The organism is Perlucidibaca aquatica (genome assembly GCF_001676655.1).
Classification (GTDB): Bacteria; Pseudomonadota; Gammaproteobacteria; order Pseudomonadales; family Moraxellaceae; genus Perlucidibaca; species Perlucidibaca aquatica.
The window spans coordinates 933,464-946,397 of record NZ_LZDB01000002.1 but is presented as its reverse complement, the minus strand read 5'-3'; the positions used below and the strand labels follow the sequence as shown (position 1 = coordinate 946,397).

General features: G+C 53.6%; 9 protein-coding genes. 6 read left to right on the top strand and 3 right to left on the bottom strand.

Annotated elements, in window-relative coordinates; genetic code table 11:
- The first annotated feature begins 20 nt into the window (after positions 1–20).
- From A8710_RS08155 to A8710_RS08140, 4 genes are all read left to right on the top strand, one after another.
- Entirely contained in the window at positions 21–350 is a 330-nt protein-coding gene (locus A8710_RS08155) for a hypothetical protein (protein WP_068859535.1), read from the top strand.
- Between the two features lie 73 nt (positions 351–423).
- Positions 424–2,025 carry an LVIVD repeat-containing protein gene (locus tag A8710_RS08150; RefSeq protein WP_157686358.1) on the top strand — a complete coding sequence of 534 codons (1,602 nt, stop codon included), beginning with the start codon at positions 424–426 and terminating at the stop codon, positions 2,023–2,025.
- Between the two features lie 5 nt (positions 2,026–2,030).
- Positions 2,031–3,479: a hypothetical protein gene (locus A8710_RS08145; RefSeq protein WP_157686356.1), complete on the top strand. Its 1,449-nt coding sequence runs from the start codon at positions 2,031–2,033 to the stop codon at positions 3,477–3,479.
- A 143-nt stretch (positions 3,480–3,622) separates the two neighbouring features.
- Positions 3,623–3,922 (top strand): high-potential iron-sulfur protein, encoded by a 300-nt coding sequence (locus A8710_RS08140; protein WP_068859529.1) that lies wholly within the window; start codon positions 3,623–3,625, stop codon positions 3,920–3,922.
- Between the two features lie 83 nt (positions 3,923–4,005).
- Here A8710_RS08140 and A8710_RS08135 read toward each other — a convergent pair whose 3' ends face one another.
- The 3 genes from A8710_RS08135 to A8710_RS08130 form a co-directional block, all read right to left on the bottom strand.
- Entirely contained in the window at positions 4,006–5,361 is a 1,356-nt protein-coding gene (locus A8710_RS08135) for a DUF1329 domain-containing protein (protein WP_068859528.1), read from the bottom strand.
- A 27-nt stretch (positions 5,362–5,388) separates the two neighbouring features.
- Positions 5,389–7,263 carry a DUF1302 domain-containing protein gene (locus A8710_RS12095; RefSeq protein WP_082968740.1) on the bottom strand — a complete coding sequence of 625 codons (1,875 nt, stop codon included), beginning with the start codon at positions 7,261–7,263 and terminating at the stop codon, positions 5,389–5,391.
- A gap of 241 nt (positions 7,264–7,504) precedes the next feature.
- Positions 7,505–9,010: a DUF3336 domain-containing protein gene (locus A8710_RS08130; protein ID WP_068859526.1), complete on the bottom strand. Its 1,506-nt coding sequence runs from the start codon at positions 9,008–9,010 to the stop codon at positions 7,505–7,507.
- A 180-nt stretch (positions 9,011–9,190) separates the two neighbouring features.
- Between A8710_RS08130 and A8710_RS08125 the strand changes: the two genes are divergently transcribed.
- Together A8710_RS08125 and A8710_RS08120 are read left to right on the top strand one after the other, a co-directional pair.
- Positions 9,191–12,118 (top strand): insulinase family protein, encoded by a 2,928-nt coding sequence (locus tag A8710_RS08125; RefSeq protein ID WP_227513004.1) that lies wholly within the window; start codon positions 9,191–9,193, stop codon positions 12,116–12,118.
- Positions 12,115–12,933, top strand: coding sequence for an alpha/beta fold hydrolase (locus A8710_RS08120; RefSeq protein WP_068859522.1), 819 nt, complete (start codon positions 12,115–12,117; stop codon positions 12,931–12,933). The genes A8710_RS08125 and A8710_RS08120 overlap by 4 nt, the downstream gene beginning before the upstream one ends.
- Position 12,934: the final 1 nt, after the last annotated feature.

Here is a 12,934-nt window from a genome sequence, read left to right as displayed (position 1 = left end):
ACTGCGGCGCGGAGAGGTTTATGGCTTCTGATTTGGTAGACGATGAGGAATGGCAACAGATGTTGGCGGAGTTTAATCGCCATTTCTGGTGTAAGCGCGCCCCTGCCTTTTTTTTAGCTTGGTCAGAGAGTCAACAGATTGAACCTGCGCAGTGGTTACCTGCGTTAAAACTTAGTATTCACGGTTTGGCGGGCGTAGCAGCACTGGTGGATCAAGAGCGTGTGGGGGATATGGCGCGTGAAATTGAACGCCTATGGGATACCGATGGTCCGAACACTGCGCTTACGCCTTTGATTCAAGAATTGTCAGATACGTTGATGCAATCGAAGTTGTTGCATGACAGTGCCTGATCACACAAATACAACATTGTGCGGCTAAATTTTTTCGTAAAGTCACGGCTTAATTACATAAGAGGCCTTCACTGTGAAAAGGACCCCGTTCGCGCGTCATGTTGGTTTCTTAGTTTTATTTGTCTTTTTGCCTTTTTTAACCGCCTGTGGCGATGAATCCTCTTCTCCTGCTTCGCCAACACCCAGCGCCAATTTAGGCCCTGAATACTCTGCGGTTGATCGTCTTGAACCGGGCTTACAGGGACAAATTCCGATGGCCAGTCAGCTCAATGGCGACTCGGCAAAGGGCTACCGTAAAGGCCTAAAGTTGGTCGGTCAGAATACGATTTTAGATCGTGGTGCCAATTTCTCTATGGCCTGGATTGACGATTGTGCCTATGTCACCACGACGTCGCCGGGCCAGATTTTCGGGCCATTAGCCTCACCCTATGCCGATCCCAAGTTTAATCCGCTGAATGGTATGGCAGTCATTGATGCTGCCAACCCAGCTAATCCCAAGCTAATTAATATCCTTCAAAGCCCAGCGATGCTGGCACCTCACGAGTCGTTGCAAGCGAATCAACAACGTAAAATTATTGTGGCTACACGCGGTGGGGGAACGGCGTTTGATGTTTACGATGCGCGAGATTGTCGTAACCCTAAACTAACCGCTTCAATTAACTTAGGCCTCGGTTTAACGCTGCCTAAAATTCCCGTGCTATCCCAAATTTTGCAAGGCATTCCTGGCGGTTTAGATAGCTTGGATCTCGGTCTGCCTTTTGCTGGCCATGCCTTGTGTTTGAGTGACGATGGCCGTACGGCCTATGCCACTAGCTCGATTAGCACTAATGCCGCCATTAACTTAGACAATATCAACGACCCTAAGCTGATTCAGTTATTTGCCCCAGCAGGCCATGACTGCGGCTTAAGTCCGGACGGTAATCGCTTATATCTTGCGCAATTTGGTTTTATTGCCCTGGGTGTGGGGTTACCGAATGGCCCGGCAGTGGGGCAAAACGGCTTGGGCATTTATGACGTGTCGTCGCTGCACAACCGCAGCACGCCGCCGGCACCGTTCTTAATCGGTGCGGCACCGCCTCAAATCAGCTTTTTGCCTTGGACGAATGTGCTCATTGGTGAAGCGCCAACGGCGGGGTCACACACGGCCCGCTGGTTCCGTAACGGCGGTCGAACCTATCTCTATTCCAGTGATGAGTGGCCTACGGCGGGTGTATGCCCTTGGGCACACGGGCGGATTATTGACATCACCGATGAAGCAAATCCGGTCAAAGTCTCCGACATCAAATTGGAGGTGAATGATCCGGCTAAGTGCCTACAGACTGAGATCGATGTGGCCAACTATTCGGCTCATTATGTCGGTTTTGATGATGTGCAAAATGCCACCACGCTATTCACCACGCATTACACCGGCGGTCTTCGGGTTTGGGATATCCGCAATCCAGCGCAACCCAAAGAGATTGCTTATTGGCACCCAGTTCCAAATCCAAAAACGCCGATCGTGCCCTTGGCCGAGTTTTTTGGTAGCTCCGCCGCGCGTTGGGATGCGGTGCCGACCTATGTGCGCTATCGCCCAGAAACGGGTCATATCTGGATTGCGAGTTATAGCGCGGGGTTTCAAATTTTGGCTTTCACGCCATCCGCAGGCCCAACGGCACCTAAACCGACACGCCGATAATGCCTATGGCGTGGTTTCCTAAGGCCGTTGGCTTGGTTGCTGTGAGCTTGCTCACAGCGCCAGCGTATGGGCATTCGTTTGGCAAGCTCTATACCTTGCCAGTGCCGTTTTGGCTGTATGGTTGGGCGTCAGCTGCGGCGCTGCTGTTGTCGTTTCTGGCGTTGGCTGCGCTATCAAGTCAGCCCAAGCGAGACCATCCTGAAGTGCCCTCGCAGGCACACTACCATGCGTTTTCTAGGCCGGCTTTGTGTGTGCTATGGGGGCTTCGGCTCATCGCATTAAGCGCCTTGGTCCTCACGATAGTGAGCGGCTTTTTCGGCACGCAAGATGCGTATCGCAACATCAACATGACGCTCTTTTGGATCGTCTTTGTGTTAGGTTTGGCCTATGCCACCGTGATTGTCGGCGACATTTTTAGCCTGATAAATCCGTGGCAGACCCTTTTGGCTGGTATCAGAAAAGCGCGCTTTGCCTACCCCGAAAAATGGTCGTATTGGCCTGCGGTTGTGCTCTATATCAGCTTTATTTGGTTGGAGTTATTTGCAGAGCTAACCCCCTGGCAACTATCCGCTGCATTATTGGCCTATAGCCTGTTGAACGTGCTGGGCGTTTATAGCGTGGGTGCCTCGGCATGGTTCCGTTACGTTGAGTTTTTCAGTGTGATGCTGCGCTTGCTGGGCAAGCTGGCGCCCGTCAGTTATTGCAGAGCAGAGCAGGGCGCTCCAGCAGGTTGGCGTCTGCGTTGGCCCGGTGCGGGCTTAATGGAGTCTCGGCCTTCCAGCATGAGTGAAGTGGTATTTATTTTATTCATGCTCAGTTCCACGGCATTCGATGGTCTTCATAACACGCAGAGTTGGGCCTTACTGTATTGGCAAGATGTCTTTGCGTGGCTATCGCCCTGGCTAGGCCATAATTTGGTGACCGCATACAGCACCCTGAAGCCGCTGTATGCGGTGTATCAGAGTCTTGCGTTGGTGCTTTCCCCGTTTATTTATTGGCTAATTTTTGCCGGTTGTTTAGGGCTAATGTGCCTGCTCACACGACGTACTGAGTCGTTGGAAGGTGCGCTATATCGCTTTAGTTATTCGTTGCTGCCTATTGTGGTGGTCTATCATTTCACTCATTACTTCACGCTAGTCTTGGGGCAGGGGCCGCAGATTTTCTCACTACTCAGTGATCCCTTGGGCGTTGGCTGGAACGTGCTAGGGCTTGTGGCCACGCAAACATCGGGCGTTTTACTGGACATGAGCTGGGTGTGGCATCTGCAAGTGGGTCTTATTTTATTGGGCCATATCGCTAGCGTATTTGTAGCTCATGAGGTGGCGAAGCGCTTATATGCAACATCTCAACAGGTGTGGATTAGCCAGGTACCGCTACTGGTGTTGATGATGGCATTCACGGTGTTTGGGCTTTGGATTTTGGCCCAACCCTTAGATACCGAAGTGCTTCGCTAGAAGCCTGAGCGCCTCTTCATCGCCCTTTGCCGAGCGGCTGACTTTTTTCTTTTTGTTCCCCGCTGTCCAATCGCGAGCATTGCCGCAAAGCCCACAATAAATGTGTTGGAAATAGGCCATATTCTTGATGACGGGGGAAGACCATGACGACGCGTCGTAATTTTATCAAAATGATTCCAGCAGCTTGTATCGGGCTGGCCGCTGCTCCCGCAGCGTTTGCTGCACCAGCAACGGTGTCTGAAACGGATCCGAACGCGGTAGCTCTGGGCTACAAAGCGAATGTAAAAGCGGTGAAGTCACCTAAGTTTGTTGCAGGGCAAGCCTGTAAAAACTGCAATTTCTATCAAGGTAAAGCCACGGATGCCAAAGCAGTCTGTCCACTGTTTGGGGGCAAGCTAGTTGCTGGCAATGGTTGGTGCACGGCGTGGGTTAAAAAAGCTTAACGCCCAATTGGAACGCATTAAAAAGCCCGAATCGTTTGCACGACTCGGGCTTTTTGTTTGGCGCTAAATACTAGACTTCAGTATTAGCGTGTACCGGCGCGACGCAAGCCGTTTGGCGAGAAGTCTGCATCAGTACGCTTGATGGGCGTGTACACAGTCTTTTCATCGTTACGCAGACCCATGGCGAGGTAGCGGCCGGACTGAAGATCATAGTGAACTTCAATGCTCGGTGCCTGCATCGGCAAGTCGGCATAGTTGATGTTGTGCTGTTCGGATGTGCGCCAGAGTTGGCCGCGGGCATCGTACTTGTCAGTGATCAAGATCATCCAGCTGTCTTCGTCGATGTAGAACTTACGCTTGGTGTACTGATGGCTGGTGCCTGGCTTCAGTGTCGCCTCGACTTCCCAAACACGGTGCAGCTCATAGCGTGCTGCGTCTGGGTTGATGTGGCCTGGCTTCAGTACGTCACTCATTTTCAGGCTGTTGCCGCTGATTTTGTAGGAGTTGTACGGTACGTACATTTCCTTCTTGCCCAGCAGTTTCCAGTTGTAGCGGTCAGTAGCACCGTTGAACATCAGGAAGTCATCGTTGGTACGCAGGCCATCAGCAGCAGTACCGGGGTTATCGTAGGCAACGTTAGGTGCCAAACGAACGCGACGTTGACCTGGGTTGTAGGTCCAGGCGCGGCGCGGCGTGCTGACTTGGTCAACAAACTCATGCACGAGCAAAATCTGACCAGCCAGACGGGCAGGGGCAGTCACTTCTTGCAAGAAGTTGAAGATTTTCATCTCACCGCCACCAGCACGTTCGGCCTTAGATTTTTGCAAGTTGCCGTAGCCGAAATCGTACTCGTACTCGAAGCGAACGGGGGTGTAGGAACCATCACGCGTTACGGCGGCTTGGCTCCACTGTGTGGCATAGGTGTCGCCACGGTAGCGCAGCAAGTGGTTCCAAATGGCTTCCAAGCCGTTTTCAGGAATGGCAAACGGCACACCACCATCCGTGTTTAGCACACCGTTGCCACCTGGTGCCAACTTCGCTTTGCTCGCGTTAGCAATAGTTTCGTTGTAATGCGCTTGTGGGAAGGAGGCTGAGCGACGTGTTGGATACACGTTCAGCTTCCACGAAGGATACTTTTTCAGCATAGCCAACTGACCCGCGCTGAGGCGGTTCTTGTACTGATCGGCATTCGCGCCAGTAATGGTTAGCGTGGGCTTGTCAGCGGCATAGGGGTCGGGGTAATGACCACCGGCTTTGTAGCCAGCGCCTGGGCTTTTAATACCACCGGTCCACGCCGGAATGCTGCCATCCGCGTTGCCCGCTACCTCAGCACCCATAGGTGTGAGGGTTTTGCCAAGCTGAGAGGCATCGGCCATGGCCTGCCCAGACAGCACGGCCGCAACCGCTAGGCCAATTAAGGTTTTCGATAAGGCTTTCATAAGTAGGTCTCTCTTTTAGGCCAAGGGTTAGAAGGAGTAGCTGACGGTTGCGGCGATGAAGTCGCGGTCAGATAGGGGGTTGTTTGTAGATCTTGCAATTTGGGCGCCTGGAGTAGTTGATGAAGCGCCTCCAGTGGCAGCACCTGTAAAGCCTTCACCACCAAAGAAGTTTGTGTAAGATAAATCAGCGGATAAATTACTTTGATAAGTTGCAGTTAACCCCAGAGTAATTGCTTTAGTTCCTTGAACAAAAGATGGACTCGTTCCACGTAAATCATGTGACCATGCAAGTCTTGGGGAGAGATTAATAGATCCAACAGCACTATTATAATCTGCTCGCAAGACGGTTCGATATCCATAGGAATTAGTTGTAAGTGTTCCTGACTTCAATGGACTTGTCGCGTTAGCAGCTGCCGCACTCAGAGCACCAGGACGGCCAGTAGGACCTGAGCCAAAATCGACACCAGGCGCATTAAAGGGCACATTTTCTGGGAGATCGAGATAGGTGTAGCCTGCTTCTGCAACAACTACAACTTGATCAGCGCCAATTTGCGGGCCTAAAGTTTGTGTACCTGTCATTTGAAACTGATGAAACTTAACTCGTTTAAATCCAGCAAGGGTTGTTCCAGCTGGAATTGGAGTTCCGCTGCCACCTGCAACATTAGTGCATTGGTCAGGTGCAAAACCGGTATTAGTATTGGCACATCCATTCGTTAGAAGCTCTGCTAGTAAGTCAGGGGCAGCGAGTTGTAGCGGTTGATTAGGTCGATATGAGTACTCACCTTGCAGCGCAATACCTAGGGGTCCTAATGTTGAAAAGCTAACCCCATATAACTTTATATTTTCAGGATATTCATTAAAGTAGGTGGCGTCTGTAGCTCCAGTCAGTCCAACTGGAACATTACCAGGCCCAAGGCTTCCAGTTGTACCACCGATCAATGGTGTTCTGCTGTGGTAGTTCAGGAAATAAAAACCAAACTCAGAGTTATTAATTTCCGGTGTCAATAATCTTAAAGCAAAACCATATTGACCTTGATTTTTTGCGTCACGATCTGCTGTTCTGGATATAGTTTGACCAAGCATATTCGCATTTTCTTCATCACGTGTGCCAGAGCCTCTAAGCACTTGTGTTGCTCCAGGTGAAGCAAAGTCATTAGTGCTAAAATAGCTACCATTTGGTTCTAGCCGTGTTTTCTTAAATGAAAATTGATTGAATGCTTCAATCGTTAGGTTGTCTGAAAGTTCTTGAGAGAGCCAAATCATGTTGACTGGTAAGAAGGCTTCTTTTAGTTCTGCACCAGGAGCTCGAAGTTTAGCAACATCAACTGGGTTAATTACATTAATGCCGTTTGGAATAAATGTGCTTTCTCCCCAACTAATTACCTGTTTGCCAGCACGAACATCTAATTTTCTTGAACCGACATTAAATGAACCACGTATGTAAGCGTCGAGTATTTCATAATCGTGGCCTATTCGATTTCTAAGTGTACGCTGATCTGATCTCAAAGGATCAAAGTCTTTATTTTGAATTGAGTGGTCGTAAAATGATGCTACTCGAAAAAAGGCACCATAGTTTTTATAATTTAATTCTAAGTCATTACTCATTTTAAAAAGTGAAGAAACTAGATCTCCTCTTTCATAATTTTGGTTGCCATTATCAAAGTTGGCACTCGGCTTAGAGCCACCATTGGCTATAGCTAAGTTTTCTTTATGTGGAGCGGTTACCCGCCACAAAGCCCCATAACTCACCGTGGTATCTAACGAACCGGTCACTTCACCATCTTTTAGCTCGAACTCGACGGCCATCGCCGTCATTGGGGTAAACAGTGCTGCGCCAACGGCGAGGCTCAGCAATGAGCGTCTCCAGTTCGGTCTGGATTGTGCCGTAGTAGATTTCTTCATGGATGCATCCTCGTTCAAGCCATTTTTATAATTGTCTTAGAGACACAGTTAGGCGAGGCAAGCAGCAAGGTGCTGATATGCCCTGCACAACAGGACTAAGTTAGACCACAAACGGAGCGTCTGTTAAATCAGACGATTGTTGAATCTGATAAGTGGTTGTGTAACAGGCATGAACGGTAGGATTTGTTGTAGTTGTGAAAACGCCGAGCAAGCTCGGCGTTTGGGGACAGCAGAGAAAAGGTTAGCCGTGGCGAAGCGTAGGTTCTTGTAAAAGCGCGCGAACTTCGGCTTCGTGCCAGTTGTGCGCTTTGCGCTGCAACAAGCGCGCCACACATTTTTGCAGGGTCATGCTGATTTTCGTTTGTACGCGAATCTGATCAATCTTAGGCCAGGTGGCACGTTCACCTTGTTGACGGAACCAAATAACCGATTCTTTCGTGGGGTTTTGCAGCATGTGTTGGTAGTGCTTCATGCCGTAGCTAGGCGGTGCGATGGTGGCATCGCCGTGATAGCTCTGCGAGATCATGGTGTAGACATGACTCAGCATCTGACGCAGGGCCTCGTTGCTCACGCTGTCATGCACGACTTGTAGCGAACCCATGCTGAGCAGTTTGGCCTGCGTTTTTAAAATGCGACGGGGCAGGGAACTGATCTTCTCGTTTTGGCGTTTCTTACGTTCACTTTCCAACAGCGGCACAATGTGCGGATTAACCTGACTGGCAATGAAGTAATTCACGTTATAGAGACGCATGAGGCGACGGCGCGGCATGTCGCTGCGCATGGAGCCATCCACCCAACGCTCTAGCGGCATATAAGGTGCGTGATCGCCATCGGCGGTTTTCGTGGTCAGAGTGACCGGCGGGAACAGCAAAGGAACCGCGCAGGAGGCCAACACCGCGCTCCAGACCAGCAAATAGGGCGAAGTGAGCTCGTTCATCAGGCGCGACTTTTGATTGTTGCCCGTGGGCGAAATGCTCACGTTGATGTGGCGGCCGGTTTTCTCAAATGCTTCTTGGAATGACATTTCGCCGACGTTTTGGCGGATAAAAGTCTCCAGTTGTTTCTGATTGGCAAAGCCTTTGCCGCGCAGACCATCGGTAATTTTATTCCAGCTCCATGCGTGCTTGTAGAGCGCGTCGCCGTCGTAATAGGCGTCCATTTCATCGCGAGTGTGTGTGCCGATCATGGAGGCGACTAAGGAGCCAGCACTGGAGCCGGATATGACGCTAGGGAGCAGGCCTTGTTCGTCAAGCGCCTTGCACACGCCAATATGAAACATGCCCAGCGTGGCGCCACCAGAAAGCTGAAGGGCGGGCTGGCCGAAGCTACGCAGAATGTCTTCGAAGAGCGCGAGCTTTTCGTCGTTGGTGAGATGTTCGATGGTGGCATCGCAGAGGTAATCGAGACTGGCGCAGACCTGGTCAACATAGTCTTCAATGAGACGCTTGGTACCCACATGCGCGCGGCCATAGAGTTTGGCGTTACCCATGTTGCCGAGGTCGTGATGCAGGCCTTCGCGCAGGGAACGAATGAGTAACTTGTGGTTATGCGAGTGCTGCCACTGGCGAAGCGTGAGAAGGCGTTCGCGCAGGAGTTCGTGGTGATAGTGGTCAGAGGCGGTTTCGATTTTCCATAAATCCAAACCGGAATGCGCATCGAGTTCTAGCGAAATTTCGCGCCATTCGTCATAAGTCTTGGCTTGCTGACGTGCGGATTGCAAGACTTCAAGTTTCATATTTCGTGCCATAACAACGACTTCCCGCTGACAATATTACGCAGCCCACTTGGACAAGTGCGCGACTGTAGCATGCCGTGACCGCTTGTCTAGCCGATGAGCAGTTTGTCGGGTTTGGAAAAGTGCGCTGTCGTCCCCATAATCAAGGCATTCGCGTGCGGTATGTTGGCGCGACCCTTTGAGGAGAATGTCTTGTCTGCGCTGTTTCCGGCCCATCCCCATTTTGAATCGATTCGTACGGTTGCCTTGCCAGCCCTTCAGGCTACGCTCTGTGAGTATCGCCACCGCGCCACCGGCGCACGCCATCTGCATCTGGCGACGGATAATCCCGAGAATGTCTTTCTGGTGGCATTCAAGACCATGCCCGAAGACTCCACCGGCGTTGCCCATATTCTCGAGCACACCGTGCTTTGTGGCTCTGAGCGCTTTCCGGTGCGCGATCCGTTCTTCCTGATGATTCGGCGCTCGCTCAATACCTTTATGAATGCCTTCACGGCCAGCGACTGGACGGCGTATCCGTTTGCCAGTCAGAACCGCCAAGACTTCGACAACCTCCTGCAGGTGTATTTGGACGCGGTATTTTTTCCGCATATTCACCCGCTGGATTTCGCCCAAGAAGGGATTCGTATTGAACCCACGCCGAACGGCGAGGCGTTGGTTTACAAGGGCGTGGTGTTCAATGAAATGAAAGGTGCGCTGAGCTCGGCGCACAGCATTCTGAACGAGTCTTTGAATAAGTACCTGTTTCCGACCACGACCTATCATCACAATTCCGGTGGGGATCCGGCGCATATTCCGGACCTCACACATGAGGCGCTAAAGGCGTTTCACCGTAAGCACTATCACCCGTCGAACGCGGTCTTTATGACCTTTGGCGATGCAATGCCGCAGGACCTGCAAACGCGCTTCGTGGATCTGGCGCTGTCGCGGTTTAATGATGTGGCCGAGCCCGTGACGGGCCGTGACGAAAAACGGTATGTCGCGCCATTGCGGGTGGAAGAAGCCTATGCGCCAGAATCGGAAGACGGCCCGCAGACGCATCATGTACTGGCCTGGCTACTCGGCCCGGCAGCCGATGCGCGTGCTCGCTTTGAGGCGCATCTGCTCAGTGGCGTGCTGCTGGAAAACTCGGCGTCACCGCTGCGGCAGGTTCTTGAAACCACCGAGCTTGGCGAGGCGCCATCGGCCCTGAGTGGGCTCGATGACAATAATCGTGAGATGGCTTTTGCGGCTGGCATAGAAGGTTCGCAGCCGGAGCATGCGGCGGCGGTCGAGCAGCTGATTTTGGATACGCTGACGCAGGTCGCCGAGCAAGGCGTGTCGCTCAGTGAGGTCCAGGCGGTGCTGCATCAATTCGAGCTGAGCCAGCGCGAGATCGGCGGCGACAGCTATCCCTACGGTTTGCAGCTGCTGCTCAACGGCCTCACGCCGTACTTGCACGATGCCGACCCGCTCTCCGTCTGGGACATCGAGGCCGAGCTGGCGCATCTGCGACTCGCCATTCAGAACCCAGATTTTGTGCCTAGCCTCGTGCGCCGTCTGCTGCTCGACAATCCGCATCGCGTGCGCCTAACCTTGCGCCCGGATGCCGAGCTGGCGGCCCGCCGTGATGCGCTGGAAGCGAGCAATCTGGCGAAAATTCACAGCCGCCTGAGTGCCGATGAACTGGCGCAGTTGAAGACGCAGGCCGAGGCCTTGGCCGCACGCCAGTTGCAAGAAAACGATGCCGCGATTCTGCCGAAAGTGACGCTGGCCGATGTGCCGGCGAAGGTGAAGTCGCTGGCGGGCGAGCAGGAAATTCTGTTTGCCGGCAAGCCGGCAGCGTTGCCGGTGACGCGCTATGCGCAGGGCACCAACGGGCTGCTGTATCAGCAGCTGATTGTTGATTTGCCCGATTTGAATGCACGCCAGACGCAGTTGCTGCCGCTGTACACCTCGTTGTTTTCTGAGCTGGGTGTGGGCGCGCAGGATTATCGCGCCATGCAGCAGCGTCAGTCGGCGGTCAGCGGCGGTTTGCGCATGAGCCTGTCCGGCCGTACCACGCTGGATAACAAGCAATCGGCGCAGGCGCATCTGGTCATCAATGGCAAGGCGCTGGTGCATCATCAGGGCGCTTTTCAGCAGCTCCTGAAAGACACGTTCTTTGACCTGCGCTTCGATGAGTCGGCGCGTGTGCGCGATCTGGTCGCTCAGATGAAGACGCGCTGGGAAGGCAGCATCACCGGCCAAGGCCATGCGCTGGCGATGGCCACGGCCGCGCGCGGCTGCAGTGCGCTGGCGGCGTTCCAGCAGCGTCACAGCGGACTAGCCGGCATCCGTTTCTTTAAGCAGCTGCACGAGCAGCAGAGTCAGGCGGATGCCACCGAGGCGCTGCTGGCCGAGCTCGCCGGTATTCATGCGCTGGTGCTGCAAAGCCCGCGTCAGCTCCTGCTGATCAGCGAAGCCGAAGCACTGGCGGCGGTACAAGCAGAAGTCTCGTCGCTATGGGCGGATGCCCCGGTGGCGGCGAACAGCCAGAGCATGATCTGGATGCCGGCGGAAGGCCGTGTGCAGGAGGCCTGGCTGACTCAGACACAGGTACAGTTCTGCGCCAGGGTCTATCCCGCTGTCCCGGCCGGCCATGCCGATGCTCCAGCTCTGATGGCCTTGGGCAGCTTTTTGCGCAACGGCTTCCTGCATCGGGCCATCCGCGAGCAGGGTGGGGCATATGGCGGTGGTGCAGCCTATGACGGCAATGCCTGCGCCTTCCGCTTCTATTCTTATCGGGATCCGCGCCTGGCTGAAACGCTGGCGGATTTCGATGCCAGTCTGGATTGGCTGCATAGTAGCAAGCACCAGCCGGATCAATTGGAGGAAGCGCTGCTCGGTATTTTTGCCGACATGGACAAGCCGCTGTCGCCGTCGGGCGAGGCGCGCCAGGCCTTCCACAATCAGCTTTACGGCCGCACGGTGGTGCAGCGTCAGCAGCTCCGAGAACGTCTGCTCAGTTTGACCATTTCGGACCTACAACGTGTTGCTGAGATTTACTTATTGTCAGCACAGGCTTCGGTGGCGGTGGTTGCCCCCAGTGCGCAACGTGCCGTGACTGAAGGTCTTGGTTTGGAGACGCAAACACTATGAGCCAGAAGCAACCCTTACTTCATTTTGCGCATGCCAATGGCATTCCCAGTGATTGCTATGTGCCGTTTTTGGCCGAGCTGCGCGAGCAGGCGCGCGTCATTCGCGTACCCATGCTGGGGCACGACCCGCGCTATCCCATCGCGCCGAACTGGCATGGCTTGGCTGAACAGCTGGCCGATTCCATTCGCAGCCAGGCGGGCGGCGAGCCTGTGATTGGCGTTGGGCATTCGCTAGGTGGCATGACTACGCTGATCGCCGCCACGAAATATCCTGAGCTATTTCGTGGGGTCATTCTGCTCGATCCCGCCTACATCAATCCCCTAGCGGGTTTTGGCGTGGCGCTATACAAGCTCCTTGGTCGTATTGATGACATCACCCCAGCGGGACGTAGCCTAGGCCGTCGTTCGCATTGGCCGGATCGTCAGGCGGTACATGACAGCCTCCGTAACAAAGGTTTGTTTAAGCCCTTCACCGACGCCAGCTTTGCGGGGTATCTGGAGCATGGCTTGGTCGAAAAGGACGATGGTGTGCACCTGCGTTACGACCCCGCCGTGGAAGTCGAGATTTTTCGGCACACGCCTTCCGATGCCTGGCGCTATCGCAAGCCTTTGAAGTGTCCGGTTGCGGTGTTGACGGGCGAAACCAGCGAGTTCCTCAAGCGCGGCACCATGCATAAGCTGGCGCAGGCGCAGCGCGTGCCCTTGCAAATCATTCCCGGCGGTCACATGTTTCCGTTTGAGCACCCCGAGAGCACCGCCGCGTCGGTGCTAGCGCAGGTAAAGGCCATGTGGGCAATGTCAGGCGTGCGCGTTTGAT

Excerpts from the sequence above, each read along its gene's own strand:
- A8710_RS08155 (WP_068859535.1), top strand. The coding sequence starts at position 21 with ATGGCTTCTGATTTGGTAGACGATGAGGAATGGCAACAGATGTTGGCG.
- A8710_RS08145 (WP_157686356.1), top strand. The coding sequence starts at position 2,031 with ATGGCGTGGTTTCCTAAGGCCGTTGGCTTGGTTGCTGTGAGCTTGCTC.
- A8710_RS08140 (WP_068859529.1), top strand. The coding sequence starts at position 3,623 with ATGACGACGCGTCGTAATTTTATCAAAATGATTCCAGCAGCTTGTATC.
- A8710_RS08135 (WP_068859528.1), bottom strand. The coding sequence starts at position 5,361 with ATGAAAGCCTTATCGAAAACCTTAATTGGCCTAGCGGTTGCGGCCGTG.
- A8710_RS12095 (WP_082968740.1), bottom strand. The coding sequence starts at position 7,263 with ATGAAGAAATCTACTACGGCACAATCCAGACCGAACTGGAGACGCTCA.
- A8710_RS08130 (WP_068859526.1), bottom strand. The coding sequence starts at position 9,010 with ATGGCACGAAATATGAAACTTGAAGTCTTGCAATCCGCACGTCAGCAA.
- A8710_RS08120 (WP_068859522.1), top strand. The coding sequence starts at position 12,115 with ATGAGCCAGAAGCAACCCTTACTTCATTTTGCGCATGCCAATGGCATT.